The following is a 23078-nucleotide window of genomic DNA, read 5'->3' as shown; positions in this document are numbered from 1 at the left end:
CAGATGTACTTTTACATTATTAAGACTCCACAAATGCAAGGTGTGCAGAATCAGTACATTTAACTCAACACTTGTTCGTTCTGGCGCTTCCTGCCTCTACTGACCATTAGGAAGTAAATCACCAAGGCACCGAGATCAGCACACCCGATAACGATTCCCATTGGCACAGCTGTGCCTTCTCCCCCGAGACCTACGAGGGGAGCGACAATACCACCGAACAGGAACGTCATCACACCAATAAGCGCAGACGCACTGCCTGCCGACTTCTCCTGATTGGCCATCGCCAAGGCAAAGGACGCGGTATTGACCAACCCAACACTGGATACCACCAGAAATAACGGAATCAGTACAGAGATTAGATTACCTCCAGCCAGAATGGCGATGAGCAGTGAAGTTCCTCCGAGCGCCGCGGTTAGCAGGCCCGCGATTAACAGCCGGGTTTCAGATACCTTACCTGCAAGTCTTCCAGCAACCTGACTGGCCAGAATAATGCCAAGTCCGTTTATGGCAAAGCAAACACTGAACATTTGCGGAGATACCCCGTATAATTTCTGAAGCACAAAAGGTGAACCGGATATGTAGGCAAACATGCCAGCAGCTACAAAACCCTGGGTCAACGCATAACCCATAAACTGACGATCCCCTGCGATTTGGCGAAACGTAATTAATGTCTGCTTCAATCCCCCGCTTGATCTGCGATTGGAAGGTAATGTCTCTCCAAGACCGAAAATGACAGCCAACAGCGTCAGTATTCCGATGAGGCTAAGCAAAATAAATACGCCGCGCCACGACGTATACGTCAACAATTGTCCACCAATGATTGGTGCAGCAATCGGGGCTACGCCGTTAATCAGCATTAACAGAGAGAAGAACCGTGTCAGTTCCGGGCCCGAATATACGTCTCTGACGATCGCGCGCGAGATGACAATCCCTGCCGCTCCAGCTACACCCTGAATGAATCGCAGCACAACAAAAGAGCCCATCGTAGGGCTGACCAGGCAAAGTATGGAGGCGATAGTATAGAGCACAAGCCCTGCAATGAGCGGTGTTCGCCGACCACGTACATCACTTAGAGGTCCGGCAAGCAACTGTCCAACCGCAAGTCCAATCATACACGCCGTCAGACTGAGTTGGGCATACGATGTAGATGAACCAAACTCATCAGCCAGCGTGGGCAATGCGGGTAAATACATATCCAGGGACAACGGCCCAAAGGCCGACAGTGTCCCCAGAATTAAAGCCATCCGTACACGAGATGTGGAGTTTGTGTTCAATGAAGCTGTTGTACTTTTCATCAAATACTACTCCCCGCTACCCAGCAGCTTGAGCAGGTTGGACGGCAGTGTGAACTGTTGATTGTTAATAATAATACGGCGCAGTTCTTCTTCATCCCGCTCGTTCTCGGCGTCCTTGATCTCCTGAATTTCACGGTGAAGTCGTTCCATCTGTTGATCCAGTGCATTTGCCGAATCTGCCGCACTCTTTAACTCTCTCGTCAAATGCTCGGGAACATCCTTATTGTATTTATAAAAAATCTTATGCTCCAGACTCGCCCAGAAATCCATCGCGATTGTACGGATCTGGATCTCCACACATGCTCGTTCTTCACCATTGGACATGTACACAGGCACTTCCACCAGAAGGTGAAGGCTTTGGTAGCCGTTTGGCTTTGGATTCTCGATGTAGTCTTTGACCTCCAGTACACGCAGATCACTCTGGTTGCACAGCATATCCTTAATGCGATAGATATCCGAGATAAAGGAACATGTAATCCGTACCCCGGCGATATCCTTGATATTTTGCTTGATGCTCTCAAATGTTAACTCATGATTTTTGCGGAACATCTTGTTCATAATGCTCTCAGGTGATTTCAGTCTGGACTTTGTATGCTCAATTGGACTGTAATCATGCAAAGACTGGAATTCTTCCTTCAGGACTTCAATCTTGGTCTCCATTTGATCCAGAGCAAATTTATAGATCATCATAAATCTGGTAATTTCATATTTGAATTTCTTGAATTGATCAATTGGATGTGGAGCGTTCATCATAGCTTTCTCCCTTTCTTTCTGCACACTAAAATTAGTTTTATAAAAATGAGGACAGCGGTCAATGCATATGCCTCCTGAACCATTATAAATCATATGGAGCCAATAAACGAATTTCTTACATTCGGGCTGGCGATTCAGCCTGGAAGGTATGGGAACTTATTTTACGCGCATCCTATAGAAGCATGCCTGTTATTTGGCCCGCAATTATTAATAAAAGAGGTGGATTTTACTGCTCTATCAAGTGACATATTCATCCGATACACTTCGAGTTAAAGCTTATTTATACCTGCCACAAGGTTGTTCATTAACTGATATCACAACATATGAAACTTCTCATCCCGGCTCTGTCTCCTCTGCCTTTCCGGAATTCGCTTCCATACATACATCTCTACATTTGCAACCACTCGCCAGCCATTACCCTGCTGCAAAAATGCATGATATCGCTCACACACAGGAACAGTGGCCTGTGCTGATCTATTGTCGCGGCGGACTTGGCAGCTATGGCGGGGTAAATACTGTTTGGCTTGAGCAATTTGTACATAAAGGTTATATCGTGTTCGCCCCATCCTATCGTGGCAACGAAGGCGGTGAGGGTCGTGACGAGTATGGCGGAAGAGATGCCGAAGATGTGCATGCCGCTTATCGGTTGATCCAGCGTTTACCTTTTGTCGACCCGACTCGGATATCGTTAATGGGGTTCTCCCGTGGAGCCATTAATGCTGTACATACCGCAACTACCTATAATGAGGGACCGGACAAAGTACATAAGTTAGTTCTTTGGAGCGGTGTCGCCGATGTGGAACGCACTTACCATGAGCGAACCGACCTGAGGCGCACATTGAAACGTGTGCTGGGTGGCTCCCCACGCGCAGTTCCGGAAGCTTATCTCGCCCGTTCTCCCTTGTCAAAAGCAAACAAACTATCTTGTCCCGTGTTAATCATGCATGGTACATCAGATACACAGGTGAATTACAGTCACGGAACCCGAATGTATCACTGGCTTAAGCGCCGAGGTGCAGACGTCACATTTCACGCTTATGGCGGGCAGGATCATCATTTTCACGAGAAAATACATGAGTCAGCAGTGAACAATATGTTTGATTGGCTCGCTGCACCTTAAGTCTTGCGCTATGAATTCATTTTGAAGAAGCATGGGTTATGGCTGTATACTAGAGGGGCTACGTTTTTTTTGAAAGGACGGATAGGATGAATCAAAGTACCCTCCAAAAATACGCCATGCTGCTTCTCTGCATGTCTGCCGGAATGGTAGATCTGATCGGATATCTGGGACTGGGGCATGTGCTCACAGCCAATATGACGGGAAATATTGTACTGCTCGGTATTGCCATTGCCCGTGCTCAGGAATTTGTTGTGCTGCGGTCATTGCTTGCTCTCATTGGTTTTATTGCTGGCAATGCCATTGCAGCACATATGGTCGGACATGTGCAGACCAAAAATGGCTGGTCTTCCAAGGTCACAGCTGTATTTACTGTTGAAAGCATATTGCTCCTGCTGTTCGCGATCGCTATGATTAGTCCATTTTCAGAACAACTGTCTTATCTGTTAATTGTCATCCTAGCCGTTGCAATGGGGATGCAAACAACTGCGGCACGCCGCATTGGAATTGCTGGCATCTCAACAACCGTACTCACCAATAATTTGGCCGCTGTGGTTGAAGATACCGTAAGCATCCTCAAAAAGCTGCGACATGCCAATATCCGATCGTTAGCCAAAGCCTTGTCCACAGACTCCTACCTTCGTGCAGGTGCTGTTGTCATCTATTTGATCGGCGTCATTGCAGCCGCATTGTTATTCCACCGTGTGCCCTTGATTGCAGTCTGGATTCCTGTCCTGATCATTGGCGGCGTAACCCTATACGCCCGATTACATGCATGGGGAACTTCACAACAAAGCGAAAGTTAATAGTTAAAAAGAACCTATTCATTTTCAAGAGGATGTTCAAAAATCCGCTTTAGGGTACTGAAAACTGGTCTTTTTGAACACGTATTTTAAGTTGTTTTAAGTACAACCACGCTATTTATTTCATCAAAGCAGCTTCTTGGCGGATAAGCTTGACCAGATGCTGTGCAGCAGGCGATAATACCTCCCCGGCTCGTGTACATACGGCAACCGTATTTCTCAGCTGTACACCTCGAACAAACACACGTGCCAGCCTGCCTTGCTGCACATCTTCGTTCACAACCAAAGAAGATATAAAGTTGGCCCCATAACCTGCCTTCACCGCACTGATCGTTTCGTTCAGCCCGTTGAACTGAAGCGCAATGCGGGGAGCGGCCAGGTTATTTGTAGTGCAAAGGGAAACGAGTCGCTCACGTGTGGCACTGCCTTCTTCGCGCATGATGAACGGCTCTGCCATCATCTCATGCAGCTCGATTTCTTTTCCCGCATACGGATGGTCAGGGTGCACAACAAACCACATCTCATCGTCAAACAATTCATCCCATTGCACACCTGCATGTGTAATGCCACTTCCACCATACACTGCAATCTCTGCCTCATAACGAAGCAACTGGTCAAAAGCCATCCGGGTGTTGGTTGTGCTCACAACAATCTCCACATCCTCGTGCATTTGCTTAAACCGCGCAATCCAGCCAGGCAACAGAAAATTCGAAGGCAAGTAGGTTGCCGTAAGACGGATTAGTCCTTTCTTGCCCTCCCGAAAATCCTGCACAAAATTCTCGACATCCTGCTCCAGCATGAACAGACGTTCCGCATATCCTGTTAACTGTAACCCCGCATCCGTAAGCACCAGTCTTCTTCCCTCCGAAACAAAAAGCTGGATTCCTAATTCACGTTCAAACTTCTTCACCTGAGAAGATACCGCAGGCTGACTAATATTCAGTTCCTCTGCGGCACGAGTGACCCCGCCATATCTCACGATGGCATGAAATAATCGTAATCCATGCAGATTCATGTTTACACCTCTTCCACGTCAATTACATAATCTAAATTTATATTAACATACATAATATATATTTTATTTATATATCTACTCCATCTATAGTTGAAATATGAAATCCAATACATGAAACAAGGAAAGGAACATGTGAAGATGAAAAATATAAATACGACCAACCTACAGCATACCTGGACTCAAGTCGACGATTACATGAATGATCTGCTGATTCCATCAGATTCCCTGCTTGAACATACACTGCAAAGCAATGCCGAAGCTGGACTCCCTGCTCATGACGTAACACCAAATCAAGGAAAGTTACTTCAGCTCCTGCTGCAAATCCAAGGTGCATCCCGTGTACTTGAAATCGGCACATTGGGTGGGTACAGTACCATCTGGATGGCAAGAGCACTGCCTGAACACGGACGCATCGTCTCACTGGAATCGGAATCACATCATGCAGACTTGGCCCGAGCCAATCTCACACGAGCAGGACTGATGCACAAGGTTGACCTGAGAGTTGGTCCTGCCCTAACCACCCTTCCCGATGTTCAGGAAGAATACAGGGAACCATTTGATATGATCTTCATCGATGCTGACAAACCGAGTAATCCCGATTATCTGAGATGGGCCCTGCGACTGACTCGGCCGGGGAGTCTTATAATTGGTGATAATATCGTCAGGGACGGTGAAGTGATCCGCACAGACAGCACAGACCCTAGAGTTCAAGGCGTTCGATCATTCCTGCAGTTGATCGCGGATCACCCTCGGCTTGAAGCTACAGCATTGCAAACGGTTGGTAGCAAAGGTTACGATGGATTCGTCATTGCTCGTGTGATTGATGCCCCTGAACCAAAATAAACAGTGGTCAATTCTTCCGCAAATTCCCCTTTCCTGTTAAACTGGAATCACTGCACAGGCAGACTGGGGGGAACCACTTGAGAGTTTTACAACATATTCATGATGAAATTCGCGGCTGGTCCCGCAATATTCAACTGTTTTTCCTGGCTAGCATTCTGTATCAGATCGGAAATGGCATGTTCTCTGTCTTGTACAATCTGTACATTCAGGGGCTGGGCTATAATGATACAATGAACGGCCAGATTGTAAGTATTCAATCACTCGCAACAGCCATTATGTTTGTTCCTATCGGTCTATGCGGTGATCTGTTCAGCCGCAAGCGATTACTCATTACCGGGGCGTTATTCAGCGGAATCTTTCTAATCGGACGCTCCTTCGATTATTCGGCTACAGGACTGATTTGGTTCGCGGTATTTTCTGGCCTTTTCGCTGGGGTATTCCAAGTACTGGCCATTCCTTATCTGGCGGAAAACGTCAAGAAAAGCCAGCGGCTGAAAATGTTCAGTTATTATTCATCCCTTGTGCTCGCTTCCCAGGTGCTTGGTAGCCTGGGCGGCGGTGTATTCGCAGATTTGTTACATACGGCAGGACTCGCCAAAGTGACCGGATTGCAAACCGTTTTGTTTGTCGGCGGTGCAGCAACACTGGCTGCATTTATTCCACTGTTATTTGTAACCGAAGGCAAGGCCGCTCCGCAGACAACAATTCCGGGGCAACCCGTTCTTCAACCCGATTCGGATCTAAAAGAAAGTTCAACGAATACGTCAAGCACGGACGATTCGATCACGAAGAAAAAAGATTCCCGACTGATTGGTCAGTTTATAGTGACTCAGTTGTTAATTGGATTAGGTTCCGGACTGGTTGTACCGTATCTGAATCTGTATTTCACCAATCGGTTCTCGGTTTCTCTGAGCGGAATGAGCTTACTAATTGCACTTGGTCAGATTATGACGATTGTATCCATGCTGATTGGTCCTACCCTCGCGGCAAAGGTCGGAAGCGTAAGAGCCGTTGTCATTTTCCAGGTCATGTCGTTGCCCTTCCTTCTATTAACAGGCTTCACCAATCTGTTGTTCATCGCTTCGCTCAGTTTCTTGTTCAGACAAGCATTGATGAACGCAGCCAATCCCATTCATTCAGCCATACTGGTGGATCGGATCTCTGACAAACGCCGCGGCATTGCCAATTCACTGATGCAGACCTCGTTCATGATCGGTTGGGCTACCATGGGACCTGTCCAATCCTATCTGGTCACCACGTACGGAACGTATTGGGGTTATGCAATCACATTCAGCATCACAGGCTGTCTATACGTTATTTCATCACTGATGTACTTTGTAATGTTCAGAGAACCTAAACCTTCCGCTACGGCTATCGCAGGATCTTAATGAGTTGAACAGAAGTAGCCTGGTTGTTCCGCAGATAACGCAACGTATCTCATCATCAGGAGTGATCACACATGAACATGAATCTTTCATTACACCTGAATGTATACCTGAATCTCATACCACCTCATTCAACCGGTAGGCTAAACGGATGGAACTGATGCATAAGCTCGGTTCCAACGTTGTCTTTCGGTTTTTTCTTAGTCTGGGTGTCTCTGTTCTTGGCGGATTGCTGTTCACAGTCATTCGTACACCGATCCCGTGGTTGCTCGGGCCAATGGTATTCATGCTGCTTGGTTCCCAAGTTGCCAAATGGCCGCTCATGTGGCCTGCCTCCATACGGGACTATGGCATTCTCATTGTTGGTTATTCAATTGGTCTCACCTTAACAGAAGAGGCACTGCAAGGCATCCTGCAACAACTTCCCATGATGCTGCTGATGACCTTGCTGTTAATTGCATTGTGTGTAATTACAGCCTACATCGCTTCAAAGGTAACCGATTTTGATTTTCCCTCCCTGCTGGTTGGCAGTATTCCAGGAGGGCTGTCCCAGATGGTGTCCCTTGCAGAAGAGATGAAATCCATCAATCTGACGCTGGTTACTTTTTTGCAGGTGACTCGGCTGATCATGATTGTCTTCTGTGTTCCGTTCCTGCTATTTAGTCCTTGGATTGGAGGTACTGTAGGTGGTGGAACAGATCAGCCTTTCATTGACGTAGCAACATGGGGTACCCTTTTCCCTGAGATTCTTCTCTATGCTCCGCTCTGTGTAGCGGGTGCATGGGTTGCACGCAAACTCCGATTTCCGACGGCCTTTATGTTGGGTCCCATGATTGTTATGTGTGTCGTTCAATTAAGCACAGCGCTGCACACACCCAGTCTGCCAACCTCCCTCTTAAACGTATCGCAATTGATGATTGGCAGTCACGTTGGACTGATGCTCAAGCCGGAACAGTTGCAACGCAAGACACAGACAGTCACGCTAGCGGTGATGAGTAGTGTACTGCTCATTGTTGGTGCGCTTGGATTGAGTTATCTGTTAATGAATGTGTTCTCCCTCTCTGCGGCAACCTCACTACTCAGTATGGCCCCTGGCGGGATGGATCAGATGAGTATCATGGCACATGAAGTGAATGCCGATCTTTCGGTTGTATCCGGGTATCAATTGTTTCGGATTCTATTTATTTTCTTCATCGTCTCTTCCGTACTGAAGATGATTCTTGTACATATGTTGAAAGAAAAGAAAGCTAAGCCCTATCCTCAATGATCATATTCCTACCTGATCCCATGCCAAAGAGAGTATCCATTTGATGTCACATCCTGCGGATACTCTCTTTTATTTGTACACACTCATCTTCAACATTTGGCCTCATTCAATTTTAAGCATAATGACTACTTATGAATAAATTCGGTTGTACATCCAGCCTACAATGCCCACCGTAACCACTGTTGCCCCAATAATAAATGCATAATAGCCAATCTTACTTTTGGACTCCGAAGTCTGATGGTCATAATAATCCGAGTTACGTCGGTAAAATCCCATCCATAACTCTCCGATCATATTCACAACTACCAATACAAAACGTTTAACAAGCCCCATTGTATTCGCGTCTCCTCTCTCTGATCAACCTTCTTCCATATTAAGTATAATTATCCCAATTCATTAAAACAACCTACTCATATTACCTTCGGTGCAGTTTCTTGCTCCAACCAGGTTAGAATATCAAATGCTTCCTGATCGGTGCTACCACACATCTCTTCCTCAGCTTGCAATCCGCTGCATACCGCAGGACGATCTTTTTGACCAAAAATTCCGCAGCGATTATCATCCGTAAGCTGCACACAACGTACACCTGCCGGCTTGCCATGGGCCATGCCCGGTATCGGTGATGATATGGAAATCGCGATACAACATGCGGCACAGCCTGTCCTGCATTCCATACATAGTCCCTCCTAATTATAAAACTTACAATATGTGTTCAAAAAGACCGGTTTTCAGTACCAAGAAGATGGGATGAAGCTAGAAATGGAGTAGCGGAGCGTAGATAGAGCTACGTGAGCAACGGACATTTCGGCTGAATTCCATATTCGATGCTGATGATGCCATTAGGCATCCTTCGTAATCAAAAGCGGACTTTTTGAACTACCTCTGATATTATGATCGATTTATCCAGGTCCAGGTTCGAGCAAGCCCCTGAGCAATTCTCCGATTCATGCTTCGATTGGAAAAATACCCCCCATGACTTAGCGGATTCCAACTCATAGCCACGCCGCCAGAGTTCACTTCAATGTCTTCTTTGACCGCTTTCTCATAAGCAGGATCAATGGGGCGTAACGGATAACCCAGAATATCATCCCGATCGTAGAAGTTCACCCACTCCCCTTCCAGCCCGGCATAATACTGATTCACATGGGAAGAGGGCACCTGAATTGGGCAACTAAAGTCATGATAACGCAAACTCCATAAGGGCAGGGTTGTACCAAACGAGTAAAAATTGGTCAGGGTGTCACCCCGCTCCAAAGCCGAGTTCACATCCACAACTTCAGGAACACGACTGGACGGATATTGCAGATCGTAGAAGAAGTTACTGGCGATTACGGCACCCAAACTATGAGCAACCACACAGAGTGGAGCTTCCAATCCATTACGCTGTGCAAGGGTATGCATCGCCTGATTCAACGTTCGATGTACGGCATCATAGTTATGGCCTTGATTTTCCACCGGTTGATAAGCAACCGCATCAGCCAGGTAATGGATGACAAATCGGCGCAACCCCTGAAAGTTCAATCCCGGAGAGCTGACGAGCTGTTGAAAGAGCGCCTCTTCCCGCTCCTCAAATACATCCGCCCAATATACAGGTTCGATATCCAGCATCTGTTTGGAGGCTCCAGGCAAGACCATCACCTTGTCCAATTCCTTATGCAAACAAGCAATCAGCCTGTCCGCGTACCCATCCTTCCGCATACCCAGCCCATGAATGACCATCACCGCAATACGTGTCATGGCTCTCCTCCTCATCGATTGACTAGGATCTCTTTCTCCACCATATGAACGCCACGACTCGAACATGCCTGAAGCTTGCTTTGTCAGAAGAACCTTTCCAACCACCATTATTTTAAAAATGTGATTCTTCCAATTTATATACAGTTTACCATGATCGTCATGAAAATAACGATCATACAACAAAAAGGAGCTGCGCATCATGCAGCCCCTTCTTGTTGTTGTATTCAATTAACCTTTCAGATGAACCTTCAACACACCATTTTGATTAGATGTAACATCACCTGTGGTGACTTCCACCCGTTCAACCATATCCTGACCATCTGGAATGATAATCGGTGTAATCAGCGGGTATCCCGCATCTTCAATTACCTTACGATCAAACTCCAACAGTTTTTGTCCAGCCTTTACATGCTCGCCAGCTTCCACATACATGTTGAAGCCTTCACCTTTGAGGGATACCGTATTAATACCGACATGGATCAGAACTTGTAATCCACTTGCGTGTTCAAGAATCACCGCATGTTTACTTTTGATCACATGAGCTACCTGAGCATCAAACGGGGCAACAACCAGGTTGCCGGAAGGTTCAATCGCTACACCTTCACCCATCTGTTTCTCGGCAAAAGCCGGATCAGGTACTTGCTCCAGTGACACAGCCTGACCTGTTAATGGCGCCATGATTTCAAGTGTATTCACTGCTTCGTGCCCTACTTGAGCTGCACTACGTGTGCGCTGGTTTGGAGCAGTTGAAGAGGTAACGCCCGAAGCAGACTGCGATGTAGCCGCTTTAGGCTCATTAATGGTTTCATTGCTTGCACTACGATCTTCTTTTCTCAGTTTGGCTCTGCCAAAAAGGACGGTCAGTACAAATGGTACAACAAGGACAATCGCCATGCCGATGAAGAAGACGCCCCATTTGTTAGGGAAAATCGACAGGAATCCCGGTACGCCACCTACACCGATGGAGGTTGCCTGAACATTATTCATCGTCAGCAGCACACCACCAATTGCGGAACCGACCATACCAAAGATAAACGGATAACGGTAACGGATATTCACTCCGAAGATCGCCGGCTCAGTTACCCCGAGGAAGGCCGATACCGAGGACGTTGCCGCAAGTCCTCTCATTTTCTTCTCACGCAGGACAAGCATCATCGCAAGTGCAGCCGAACCCTGTGCGATATTGGACAATGCCAGCATCGGCCACAGGAACGTACCGCCCTGACTACCAATGAGCTGAACATCCACCGCGAGGAACGTGTGATGCATACCGGTGATAACGAGCAAAGCGTACAGACCACCGTAGATCAAACCACCCAGCGCCGCGTATGAATCGTATACATAGATCAAGCCGGATGTAATTGCATTTGCAATAGCAAATGTAACCGGTCCAATAATCGTAAATGCCAGGAATCCGGTAATCAGCAACGTAACTGGTGCAACGACCAGCAGTTTGATCGAATCATGTACCCTTTTATTCAGGAAAATTTCCATCTTCGCAAGCAGATAGGCCGATACCAGTACTGGCAGAACCTGCCCTTGATAACCGATCTTCTCAATCTCCCAACCGAACAGATTCCATGTTGGCACCGTGCCATTATTCACAGCATCAGCGTAACCATATGCACTCAGCAGATCGGGATGTACCAGAATGAGACCCAGCACGATCCCGAGCAGCGGACTGCCGCCGAACCTTTTTACAGCTGCCCAACCAATTAGAGCCGGCAGGAACGTGAAGGCTGTACTTGCGATCGTATTAATAATGGACGCAAGATCCTTCCAGGCTGGATAGACATCTACCAGTGATTTTCCATCAAAGAAAATGCCTGGACCTGTCAGAATATTGTTAATTCCGAGCAAAAGACCTGCCGTAATGATTGCAGGCAAGATCGGAATGAAAATATCCGAGAGTGTTTTGATCGCTCGCTGAATTGGATTTTGCTTTTTACCAGCAACCGCCTTCACATCATCTTTGGAAGAACGATCTCCCCCGGTAATCTGAATCATCTCATCATAGACTTTATCCACCAGACCAGGCCCAATAACGACCTGGAATTGTCCTTGGGAAGAGAACTGTCCTTTGACCAGATCATTCTGATCCAGACTTTCAGTATCCACTTTACTCTCATCGTACAAGGCAAACCGGAGTCGTGTAACACAGTGTGTTGCAGCTTCAATATTCTCTTTGCCACCGACTGCCCGGACGATCTCCTCAACCTGTTTTTTATCGATTGCCATAGTGTCACTTCCTATTTATAAAATGTGATTAGTCCTGTTGTGGCACAAGCCACATATAGGATGCATACGGACTGAGAGAGATTTCCTGCGTCAGCGCAGGGGCTGCCTCCGTATTTCCTATGAGTAACTCTGCTGATTTGCCTGCAATGTGATCATTCCAGACCGCTTCCGGAAGCGAGAACGTGACGTCTCGTTTACTGAAGTTGGATACAACAATCAGGGTTTCATTTCCATTGGTCCGTGCGTACGCGAATACATCCGGGTGTGCATCGTCCAATCGTTCATACAGACCGTCGATCAGCACGTTAACCTGTTTACGCAGGGCAATCAATTTGCGGTAGTGGTAGTAGATCGAATCTGGATCAGCCAGCTGCTGTTCCACGTGAATGGAAGGATACCGCTCATCCACCTTCAGCCAAGGTGTTCCGGTAGTAAATCCGGCGTTCTTACTTCCATTCCACTGCATCGGTGTTCGGGAGTTGTCCCGGGAACGCTCTTTTACAATGTTGAAAGCTTCTTCAGCGGATTTACCTCGTTCTTCCTGAAGCAGGCGGTACATGTTCGTTGATTCAATATCGCGGAACTCACTAACGTCATTCCAGACTGGATTGGGCATTCCGATCTCTTCACCCTGGTAGACATAAGGTGTACCTTGCATTCCGTGTATCGTTGTTGCAAGCATCTTCGCACTCTCGGCACGATAATCACCATCATCGGCGAATCGGGATAGCGCCCGCGGCTGATCATGGTTATTAAGGAACAGCGCGTTCCAACCTCCACCGGCCTGCATGCCTGTCTGCCACTCACTGAAGAGCTGCTTCATCGCTTCAAAATCATACGGCATCAGTTCCCACTTCTGACCATTCGGATAATCCACTTTCAGGTGATGGAAGTTAAACGTCATCGAAAACTCCCGGGAAGCCGGGTTCGAATATTGGATACAATGTTCCAGTGTTGTCGAGGACATCTCGCCTACCGTCACCATGTTGTAAGGCCCAAATACTTCATCGTACATCTCGGTGATGTACTCATGCACACGTGGTCCATCCGTGTAGTATTTGCGTCCATCACCCGGTGACACGCTTCCATCATCATCAGGGAACCGCTGGTCTTTGGAGATCAGGTTAATCACGTCCATACGGAAACCGTCCACACCCTTATCCGCCCAGAACTTGATCATATCCCGTACAGCTTTGCGTACTTCTTCATTCTCCCAATTCAGATCTGCCTGCGTTTTATCAAATAAAGTCAGGAAATATTGTCCCGTTTGTTCATCATACTGCCAAGCGGGTCCACCGAACTTCGATTGCCAGTTGTTTGGCACACCGCCATCCGGGGCAGGATCTTTCCAAATATAATAATCCCGATACGGATTATCCTTGGAAGAACGGGATTGCTGGAACCACTCATGATCGGTCGAGGAGTGATTCACCACGATATCAATCATCAGTTTCATATCACGAGCCTTCAGACCTTTCAGCAGTTCGTCAAAATCCTCCATAGTCCCATAATCCGGATTAATTCGGTAATAGTCCGCTACGTCATATCCATTATCATGCTGCGGGGATACATATACCGGCTGCAACCACACAATATCGATACCCAGATGCTGCAAATAATCAAGCTTCTCGGTTAATCCACGAATATCTCCAGTACCCGATCCCGTTGTATCATTAAAACTCTTCGGATATACCTGATACACCGTTGATGTCTTCCACCAAGATGACGGAGTGGTGTTATTAGAACTCATGTTAACGCCTCCAATAAATTGTAATGCTCTTATGTGATGTTCTCGGTTAACTTCATATCTATATTACATAAGTAAACATGTATATACAAGTTGAAACTATAATATGTATATTCTTCGCCTCTTCTACACATTCCCCATAAATCTTTCCTCTGTAACATTTATTTTGGAACCTGCGTTCGTGAACCCAATGATATCTGTATTGGGACAACAAGAAACCGTCTGTTCTTCCCACGATCGGAGTGGGCAACAGACGGTCTAATTTGGTTGAACTTGGTTGAACATTTAAATGTATTTTACTGTCTTTTTACTGTTGTAATGGATTGTTATTTTTAAGTTGCTGTCACTTCACTTAATCACCACAGCGGAGACACGCCTCTTACGACATCTCCGGTGAAACTACGGCTTTCCCTTGTTTTTCCTGCATATTCAACTTCAATAGAGATAGTGCAGCTTGCTCTTCTCTTTCCAGTTCAGCAGCACTGATCTCACCAGAGAGTACGGCACGCATTCGCTTTTGATCCAGCAGACCTTCCCATTTTGCGACCACAAATGCTGCAACACAGTTGCCCATCAGGTTTGTGAAGACACGCATTGTATCCATGAATCGATCTGCACCAAGCAGCAGAGCAACCGCTGCTACCGGAAAAGCATTGACGGCCACTGCCGTTGCGGACAGGGCCAGAAATGCGGAGCCAGGTACTCCTGCCATGCCTTTGGAACTTAACATCAACACCAGTAAAATTGTAATCTGCTGCATCAATGTCAGTTCAATCCCTACGGCCTGAGCAACAAAAACCGTTGCCAAGGATAAATAGATCGAAGCGCCATCCAGATTAAACGAGTACCCCGTCGGCACTACAAGACCCACAACCGCACGATCACAACCCGCCTTGGTTAGTTTGTCCATCATGCGCGGCATCACCACTTCTGATGATCCGGTTCCAATCGCCAGCATCACTTCAGAACGGGTATACTTCACAAATTGCAGGAAATTCAGCCCGGTAATCCACCAGGCAGCCAGTGCCAGCATGACCAGAAACAGCAGCGCTGCGCCGTAACAGGCCAGAATTAACAGACCAAAGGACGATAATGTGGAAGCCCCATAGGCACCTACCGTGTAAGCCATGGCTCCAAATGCACCAATTGGCGCGAGTTTCATGATATAACCGATGATGCGGAACACAATGCTGAGCAAGTTCTCAATCAGCGTCAGTACATTCTCTTTTGCCTTGCTCTCTGTTGCTGCCAGAGCAACCCCGAACAAGCATGCCACGAGCAGTACTTGCAGAAGTGCATTTTGTGCAAAGGCATCTACAACACTTGTCGGAATAATATTCATAATAAAGTCTACCGTATGTGGTAACTCGGAACCATTGGTTTTTGCTTCAATGCCGCTTGCATCTATGGTTGAAGGGTCCACGTTCATTCCGGCACCGGGGCGAAGCAGATTGGCTGTTCCCAATCCAAGTACCAGCGCCACTGTAGTTGCAATCTCGAACCACACGATAGCTTTCAGTCCAATGCGACCTACCGACTTCAGATCACCGATCTTCGCAATGCCTGTCACAATGACCATGAAAATCAGTGGTGCGATGATCATCTTGATCAATTTGATGAAACCTGTTCCGAGCGGTTGCAGCAAGCTACCCAGATCCGGCCACAGGATGCCTACACCAATCCCGATGATTACCGCTACAATAATTTGAAAAAATAATGATTTCATAAATGACATGAACGCTCCCCCTGTTTGCGGTCAATTCGGATTTCCGTTTGGTTTCCGTGTAACTTTTTATATCATTCTAAACGGGAGTTCAACAATGGAATTTCAATGTTTTTGTCATTTGTACCAACTCTATCGGTGAAAATTGAACCTGGAACCGAAAAAAGACGAATATCGCGTCAGTTATCTTGACGTGATATTCGTCTTTATCCAGAAGTCCATTTATTATTGAACAGGGGTTAAATGTGCATCACAGGGTAATAGATTCTCCCGGGGCCAGCACACGGCCTTCCAACCCTTTTGCAGCCAGTTGTTGCACGAAGTGTTCCGCATCCTGACGAATCACCGGGAATGTATCATAATGAACCGGAATCGTCAGTTTGGCATTAAACCATTCCGCCGCTTGTAGCGCATCCTCAGGTCCCATGGTGAAATGTCCACCGATCGGCAAGAAAGCTACATCAATATCATGGCGATCACCGATCATTTTCATATCCCCGAAGAGACTTGTGTCTCCGGCATGCAAAATCGTTTTACCACCAATATTAATGATATATCCAGCAGGCAAACCTGCATACATGATCCGTTGTTCTTCTTCGAGCACAATCCCGGAAGTATGGAACGCCTGAATCATTTTAGCTTGAGCAAAGCCAAGATCTACCGTGCCGCCCATGTTCATGCCGAGTGTATCCAGACCTTTCCAGGACATATATGTAGCCAATTCCACAATAGCCACAACTTTGGCGTTATTCGCTTTGGCAATAGGCTCAGCATCGAGGATGTGATCCATATGTGCATGTGTCAGCAACACAACATCGGTCTTAATATCTTCAGGCTTTGTGACGGCAAGCTCGTTGCCACGCAGGAAGGGATCAATGATCAGAGACTTTTCTTCTGTGCCCAGCTGTACACTGGAGTGACCGTGGAACGTAATATTCAACAACTTGGATTCCTCCCGACATATGTTTTGATTATTTTGAAACCACTATTCATTATAAATCATAGCTCTTCACCAACGCAAAATTACGCTAGCCTCCGTGTCACCGCTGCTTACGATATACCCTTGCCTCATACGGCTGAAGCTGAATGGCACCTTCATCGGTAGAATAACGTCTGCTTACGTTGCTAATGATCAGTTTGGCATGCTCGGAATCCCAGCCTTCCGGCCAGTGCATCTCAGGTTCATGGCCACGGAAATTCAGAATGACCAGCATCTGCTCATCTTCCAGCGTTCGGGTATAGGCATAGATATCCGGATCATCCGGCAGTAACAGCTCATATGCGCCATAGATAAGCACTTTATGTTGTTTGCGAAGCGCAATTAACTTACGGTAATAATGCAAAATGGATTGCGGATCACTTTCGGCATCAGCCACATTAATCTCAGGATAATTATCATTCACCTGAATCCACGGCTGCCCCTGGGTAAACCCTGCGTGTTCCGTCTCATCCCATTGCATCGGCGTGCGGGCATTATCGCGGCTCTTCAGCCAGATCGCCTGCATGACTTCGTGCTTCGACTTACCTTGACCAATGTAATGATTGTAATAATTTTTGGTCTCAATGTCCCGGTATTGTTCGATATCCTGAAAAGCGACATTGGTCATGCCGATCTCTTCTCCTTGATAGATGTAGGGGGTCCCTTCGAGTGTAAGCATCCATGTCGCCAGCATTTGAGCAGAACGCACCCGATATTTACCGTCATCACCAAAACGGGAAACCGGACGTGGCTGATCATGGTTGCCCATATAATTGGCGTTCCAGCCTCTACCATGTAAAACTGTTTGCCACCGGCTCATGATTTCTTTGAGATCTGTCAATTTCCATTCCTTATAGTTCCATTTACCAATTCCGGAGGATTTGGCATCGATAAACATATGCTCAAACTGGAATACCATATTAAGTTCGTCACGATCCGTCCCCACATAAGCCAAGGCCTGCTCAGGCCCAAGTCCGGAAGTCTCGCCAACCGTCATGGGTCCGTAAGGTTTCAGGATCATGTTATTCAGTTTCTTCAAAATCGAGTGTACCTGTTCCAGGTTGGAAAAGAGCTGATACGCTGGAACCACCGGCAGATTATCCGGATTGTGGGCACTTGGCAGACCCTCTGCCTTGGCGATATGCGCTACTGCATCGAAACGGAATCCGTCGACCCCTTTTTCCAGCCACCAATGCACCATCTCATACATCTCTTCTGCCATCTGTGCATTGTTCCAGTTGAGATCCGGTTGCTGTTCCGAATACAGATGCAGATAATACTCATTTGTCTCGGGATCATGCTTCCACACCGAACCTCCAAAATAGGACTCCCAGTTATTCGGCACCTGACCATTTTTGCCTGAACGCCAAATATAATAATCCCGTTTCGGATTTATCTTTGATGAACGCGATTCAGCAAACCACGCATGTTCATCCGACGTATGATTCAGTACCAGGTCCATCATGATCTTGAGACCACGCTTGTGTGCCTCTGCCAATAATCGATCAAAATCCTCCATCGTCCCATACTTACGTAAAATGCCGTAGTAATCCCGGATATCATATCCGTTATCATGTCCTGGTGAATCGTAAATGGGACAGAGCCAGATCACATCTACGCCTAAATTCTCCAAATAATCGAGCTTCTCATAGATTCCCTGCAAGTCGCCATATCCATCCCCGTCCGAATCTTTAAAGCTGCTCGGATAAATCTGGTATACCACACTCTCTTTCCACCAAACGATATCGCCCACCTCGCTCTCATCTTTGTCTAATATATAATCTCTGCTCACTGTATTAAGCCGTTAATATGTTTTATCCGAAATGATTCCCTTGTAAACATTTGAAAGGTATCTTATGCAAAAAGACCCGGTCATGACCACGATCTGCGGGTCAATTCCGAGTCCTTCTTCGTGAACATAAGATTAACTTAAATCCGGCGTAACCTATCCAGGCACCGATCGTGTTCAGAATAATGTCATCCACATCAAACGAACCTACACGTGTAATCAATTGTGTGACCTCAACACCCAGCAGAAGCAAAACAACTGTAGATGTAAAGGTCAGGAACGAACGACACCTCCGAAACAACCATGGGATCCAGATGCCCAGCGGAATGAACAATACGATATTGCCAAACAGGTTTTTGACCCAGGTATCTGTATTGTACCTCTCCCTCTCCAACAGAAGTGGACGAATCGTCTCGAAGGGTACGAGATTATATTGATAATACATGCTAGGTGTTCGTCCACTGACAAACAGTAAAATGCCCATAATCAGTAGGTAAAGCACTGCCATGCAAGCAACAATGGTCAGCATCCACTTGGAGTGGAGCCACGACTTTTCGTTCATTCCATCAATCCTCCGACCTTGTTTTCCACGAAGCGGTAAGGTCTATTTTAACGGGATATAGATCTTCATGTCCAATTGTTCAGGGGTCGATTTCCAGACATCCGTCACTTCAAAGTCCGGCCCTTCCCTCCGTTCATAGTTGGACTGCGGCAGCCAGCTGCCATAGATCATTTTCCGAATATCCTGCCCAGAGCCTTCCACGGTGAACTCTGCATACAAGCCGCCCGGAATTTCAATCGAAGTAAAATCGGGTTCAAGTGCCTGTGATGCTCCACTGCTTTCTTCACCCACAATAAAAGAAAATGCTCCATCCTCTTCAAAATGACAGGCCACACCGTAAGCCATATCAGGGCGTGTCCTCTCCGGGATCGCCATGAATCTCTGTTCCATGCCAAAATCATGATAAAATCCGGGGATTTCAGCATAATGTTGATTGTCATTCAGGTTGGTCTTATATTCATAGCCGACAATCCAGTTTGGTGCCAATGTGACCAGACGGGGTGTGTTCATGTGAAATGTTCCACCAAGCGAAGTTCGATAATCATTAAAATCAATACTCTGTTGCATCTTCAGAAGAGACAACTGATCCGTTTCCAGCTTACGCAGCTTCGCAGGTGTCATTCCAAAGTGGGCTGAAAATGCGCGGGTAAATGCCTCCTGGGATTGATAGCCAAAGCTCATTGCGATGTCCAATATGCCTTCCGATGTGCTCCGCAGCATCGCAGCAGCCTCCGTTAATCTGCGTCTGCGCACGTATTCCAGTACTGTGAATCCCGTGATCGCCTGGAATAAACGCTGAAAATGAAACGCCGAAAAGCTCGCAGCAGCGGACGTCTCTCTGATATTAAAATCATCTTGCAAATGCTGCTCCAAATACTCAATAGCAAGCTGAATTCGTGTGTAATGATCCATAGTGAAGGCTCCCCTATCTAATTCAAAATATCAAACGATTTCTTATGTAGTATGACTGAGATCCAGATCTTTTTTTTGATTTTGTGTGCGAACTTGTATGATGAAAAATACGCGAGTTTCGCTTATCTTCAAGTTGAATGACACTATGATACACTGTATGCCAAAATCCCCTTGTTCTACAAGGAGATACTCTCTACTCTGGTTGATTTACCAGCAGAGATGTCTCTTGTGAACAAGGGGACTTGTTAGTCTAACAATCTATTCTTAACCTTTCCAGTTCCCGGACACGGGATGAATACCCCAGATATCTGTCGCATACTCACTAATGGTACGATCACTGGAGAATATGCCGGAATGTGCCGTGTTTAATATCGCTTTCCGAGTCCAGCCCGGAATATCCCGATACGCTTGGTCAATCGCAGCATGCGCATCTGCATAAGCAGCAAAATCACGCAAGACAAAGTATTCGTCACCATGGGCCAGCAAGGAGTCATAAATATCCCAGAACTCCCCGTCACGATAACAGAATGCACCTGGATGCACTAATTGCTCCACGACCTCGCGAATGCGTTCATCGTGCTGCACAATCTCATTCGGACGATAGCTGCCCGAACGATAGTACTCAAGCACTTCGTCTGCACGCAGACCATAAATGAACATATTTTCTTCTCCGACCTGCTCCGCCATCTCCACGTTGGCTCCATCCATCGTGCCAATCGTTAAAGCACCGTTCATCATAAATTTCATGTTGCCCGTACCGGAAGCTTCCTTGCCTGCGGTTGAGATCTGTTCACTAACATCCGCAGCGGGAATGATCTTCTCTGCAAGAGAGACGGAATAGTTTTCGAGGAAAAATACCTTCAAGCGGTCATTTACGGCCGCATCCCGATTCACTGTGTCAGCCACGGTGTTGATCAGCTTAATAATTTTCTTGGCAAAATAATAACTCGGCGCTGCCTTGGCACCAAAGATGAAGGTACGTGGCACCATATCAAACGAAGCATCATTCTTAAGCCGGTTATACAGATGCATGACATGCAGAATGTTCAACAGCTGACGTTTATACCCGTGCAGCCTCTTCACCTGTACATCAAAGATGGAATCCGGATTCACTGCTGTCCCGGTATGATCCAGAATATACGCAGCAAGCCGCTCTTTGTTGTGCCGCTTAATTGAACGGAACTGCTCTTGGAATGATGCATTATCCGCAAAGCCTGCCAGTTGATCCAGCTTACCCGGCTCTGTTATCCATTCGTTACCGATTGTATCCGTAATCAGATCCGACAGTTTCGGATTGGCATGCATCAACCAGCGGCGATGGGTAATACCATTCGTTTTGTTATTGAAACGCTCTGGATACAGCGCATAGAACGGAGCCATCTCGCGCTCTTTCAAAATCTCGGTATGCAACGCAGCAACACCATTCACGCTGTGACTGCCCACAATCGCCAGATGCGCCATCCGTACCTGATCGTTCGCAACAATCGCCAGATGCCCTATGCGATCCTGATCTCCCGGATACCGATCCAGCAGCATGCCACAGAAGCGTTTGTTGATCTCTTCAATGATCATGTAGATCCGTGGCAGCAGCTTGCTGATCATGGATACAGGCCACTTCTCAAGCGCCTCACTAAGCGTTGTATGATTGGTATACGATACAGTACGGGTTGTAATATCCCATGCTTCATCCCAGCCATACCCCTTCACATCAATAAGGATGCGCATCAGTTCTGGAATAACCAAGGTTGGATGCGTGTCATTAATGTGGAAGGCCACTTTATCAGGCAAACGATCATACGGTAGCTCCAGCTTGTTGAACGTACGCAAGGCGCTCTGTACACCTGCTGAACACATGAAGTACTGCTGCTTCAATCGCAGCAGCTTTCCTTCGTACTGGGAATCATCCGGATACAGGAATTCCGAGATTGATTCAACCGAACGACTATAATCCAGATAGCCGTAGTAGTTCGAAGGGGTGTCAAGTGAAGTCTCGCGCTTTGGCTCGGCACTCCAGAGTCGCAATGTATTTACATGGGTTTGACCATAACCAATGACAGGCACGTCATAGGGAATGGCGACGACCGATTCGGCATCTTTTGTAACAAACTGATATTCTCCATCCTGTTCGTGAGCTTCTACCCGGCCCCAGAACTGTACTTCCACCTTTTTGTCTGGACGGCGGACTTCCCATTCATTGCCCTTATCCAGCCAATTGTCGGGTAACTCTACCTGATTACCATTGATGATTTTTTGCTCAAACAACCCGTATTTATATCGAATGCCGCAACCATGTCCTGCATATCGGAGTGATGCGAGTGAATCCAGGAAACAGGCAGCAAGTCGTCCCAGACCTCCGTTACCAAGTCCTGCATCCGCCTCCTGTTCTTCCACCTCTTCCAAGGAGAAACCCAGATCAGCCAGACTGTCGCGGACCAATTCCAATTCATTTACATTCAGCAGATTGTTGCCGAGCAGACGTCCAATCAGGAATTCCAGCGAGAAGTAATAGACCTGTTTATCCTGGCGCTGCTTGAACCCCTGATTCGACGCTGCCCAATCCTGGCCTGCATATTCACGAATCATGCTTCCCAGTACGTGGTACACGTCTTCCTGTGTTGCTTCTTCAATCGGTTTGCCCAATTTGCTGACCAGATTCCGTGTAAATATACTCTTGAACGTTTCCTTGTTGTCAAACAAAAGTAGGTTCCTCCCGGGGAAATCCTGTAGGATGGTGGCGTTTCATACACTCAGTTGCTCAACATTGTGCAAAGTGGCCGTTAGGGTTACGAATCGTTCTTATGATCGCTGTTGTCTCCAAATTCTCTCGATCAAACTATATTCATTGAACTAAATGATATTTACACTGGCCACTTCGATGACAGAATAACCTTCCGATCGCTGTTATCCCCAGAT

General features: G+C 46.8%; 19 protein-coding genes. 5 read left to right on the top strand and 14 right to left on the bottom strand.

Going from position 1 to position 23078, the window contains the following annotated elements:
* Window positions 1–59: 59 nt before the first annotated feature.
* Window positions 60–1295, bottom strand: coding sequence for a multidrug effflux MFS transporter (locus QNO02_RS12545; protein ID WP_091031376.1), 1236 nt, complete (start codon window positions 1293–1295; stop codon window positions 60–62).
* Window positions 1296–1301: 6 nt separating this feature from the next.
* Window positions 1302–2045, bottom strand: coding sequence for a GTP pyrophosphokinase (locus QNO02_RS12540; protein WP_062834047.1), 744 nt, complete (start codon window positions 2043–2045; stop codon window positions 1302–1304).
* Window positions 2046–2478: 433 nt separating this feature from the next.
* On the opposite strand from QNO02_RS12540, the gene QNO02_RS12535 reads away from it, so the two are divergent.
* Both QNO02_RS12535 and QNO02_RS12530 read left to right on the top strand, forming a co-directional pair.
* Window positions 2479–3168 carry an alpha/beta hydrolase family protein gene (locus QNO02_RS12535; RefSeq protein ID WP_353959119.1) on the top strand — a complete coding sequence of 230 codons (690 nt, stop codon included), beginning with the start codon at window positions 2479–2481 and terminating at the stop codon, window positions 3166–3168.
* Between the two features lie 86 nt (window positions 3169–3254).
* Window positions 3255–3971, top strand: coding sequence for a YoaK family protein (locus QNO02_RS12530; RefSeq protein ID WP_091031382.1), 717 nt, complete (start codon window positions 3255–3257; stop codon window positions 3969–3971).
* Window positions 3972–4086: 115 nt separating this feature from the next.
* Here the strand turns inward: QNO02_RS12530 and QNO02_RS12525 are convergent, their stop codons facing one another.
* Entirely contained in the window at window positions 4087–4983 is an 897-nt protein-coding gene (locus tag QNO02_RS12525; RefSeq protein WP_091031383.1) for a LysR family transcriptional regulator, read from the bottom strand.
* A 138-nt stretch (window positions 4984–5121) separates the two neighbouring features.
* On the opposite strand from QNO02_RS12525, the gene QNO02_RS12520 reads away from it, so the two are divergent.
* The 3 genes from QNO02_RS12520 to QNO02_RS12510 all read left to right on the top strand — a co-directional run bounded on the left by QNO02_RS12520 (window position 5122) and on the right by QNO02_RS12510 (window position 8478).
* Window positions 5122–5826: an O-methyltransferase gene (locus QNO02_RS12520; protein WP_091034944.1), complete on the top strand. Its 705-nt coding sequence runs from the start codon at window positions 5122–5124 to the stop codon at window positions 5824–5826.
* A 77-nt stretch (window positions 5827–5903) separates the two neighbouring features.
* Window positions 5904–7214: an MFS transporter gene (locus tag QNO02_RS12515; protein WP_091031387.1), complete on the top strand. Its 1311-nt coding sequence runs from the start codon at window positions 5904–5906 to the stop codon at window positions 7212–7214.
* Between the two features lie 148 nt (window positions 7215–7362).
* Window positions 7363–8478, top strand: a complete 1116-nt coding sequence (locus QNO02_RS12510; protein WP_249910937.1) for an AbrB family transcriptional regulator — start codon at window positions 7363–7365, stop codon at window positions 8476–8478.
* 129 nt (window positions 8479–8607) lie between these two features.
* Here the strand turns inward: QNO02_RS12510 and QNO02_RS12505 are convergent, their stop codons facing one another.
* From QNO02_RS12505 to QNO02_RS12455, 11 genes are all read right to left on the bottom strand, one after another.
* Window positions 8608–8811, bottom strand: coding sequence for a hypothetical protein (locus QNO02_RS12505; protein ID WP_017688872.1), 204 nt, complete (start codon window positions 8809–8811; stop codon window positions 8608–8610).
* A 77-nt stretch (window positions 8812–8888) separates the two neighbouring features.
* A complete protein-coding gene (locus tag QNO02_RS12500) occupies window positions 8889–9152 on the bottom strand; it encodes a YkgJ family cysteine cluster protein (protein WP_017688873.1) in 264 nt (87 codons plus the stop codon).
* Window positions 9153–9366: 214 nt separating this feature from the next.
* Window positions 9367–10215, bottom strand: coding sequence for a chemotaxis protein (locus QNO02_RS12495; protein ID WP_091034949.1), 849 nt, complete (start codon window positions 10213–10215; stop codon window positions 9367–9369).
* Between the two features lie 228 nt (window positions 10216–10443).
* Entirely contained in the window at window positions 10444–12453 is a 2010-nt protein-coding gene (treP, locus tag QNO02_RS12490; RefSeq protein WP_091031390.1) for a PTS system trehalose-specific EIIBC component, read from the bottom strand.
* A 28-nt stretch (window positions 12454–12481) separates the two neighbouring features.
* Window positions 12482–14203 (bottom strand): alpha,alpha-phosphotrehalase, encoded by a 1722-nt coding sequence (gene treC / locus QNO02_RS12485; RefSeq protein WP_289392210.1) that lies wholly within the window; start codon window positions 14201–14203, stop codon window positions 12482–12484.
* A 376-nt stretch (window positions 14204–14579) separates the two neighbouring features.
* Entirely contained in the window at window positions 14580–15935 is a 1356-nt protein-coding gene (gene dctA / locus QNO02_RS12480) for a C4-dicarboxylate transporter DctA (protein ID WP_133384482.1), read from the bottom strand.
* A 238-nt stretch (window positions 15936–16173) separates the two neighbouring features.
* On the bottom strand, window positions 16174–16866 hold the full coding sequence (locus QNO02_RS12475) for a metal-dependent hydrolase (RefSeq protein WP_133384481.1): 693 nt from the start codon (window positions 16864–16866) through the stop codon (window positions 16174–16176).
* 97 nt (window positions 16867–16963) lie between these two features.
* Entirely contained in the window at window positions 16964–18655 is a 1692-nt protein-coding gene (locus tag QNO02_RS12470) for a glycoside hydrolase family 13 protein (protein ID WP_289392209.1), read from the bottom strand.
* A gap of 139 nt (window positions 18656–18794) precedes the next feature.
* Window positions 18795–19253 carry a VanZ family protein gene (locus QNO02_RS12465; protein ID WP_091031398.1) on the bottom strand — a complete coding sequence of 153 codons (459 nt, stop codon included), beginning with the start codon at window positions 19251–19253 and terminating at the stop codon, window positions 18795–18797.
* 42 nt (window positions 19254–19295) lie between these two features.
* A complete protein-coding gene (locus tag QNO02_RS12460; RefSeq protein WP_289392208.1) occupies window positions 19296–20165 on the bottom strand; it encodes an effector binding domain-containing protein in 870 nt (289 codons plus the stop codon).
* Window positions 20166–20429: 264 nt separating this feature from the next.
* Complete coding sequence (locus QNO02_RS12455; RefSeq protein ID WP_289392207.1) at window positions 20430–22862, bottom strand: glycogen/starch/alpha-glucan phosphorylase; 2433 nt, start codon at window positions 22860–22862, stop codon at window positions 20430–20432.
* Between the last annotated feature and the right edge of the window lie 216 nt (window positions 22863–23078).

It is taken from the genome of Paenibacillus sp. PK1-4R (assembly GCF_030369595.1).
Classification (GTDB): Bacteria; Bacillota; Bacilli; order Paenibacillales; family Paenibacillaceae; genus Paenibacillus.
The sequence above is the reverse complement of the archived record's forward strand: the minus strand, read 5'-3'. Positions and strand labels throughout refer to the sequence as shown.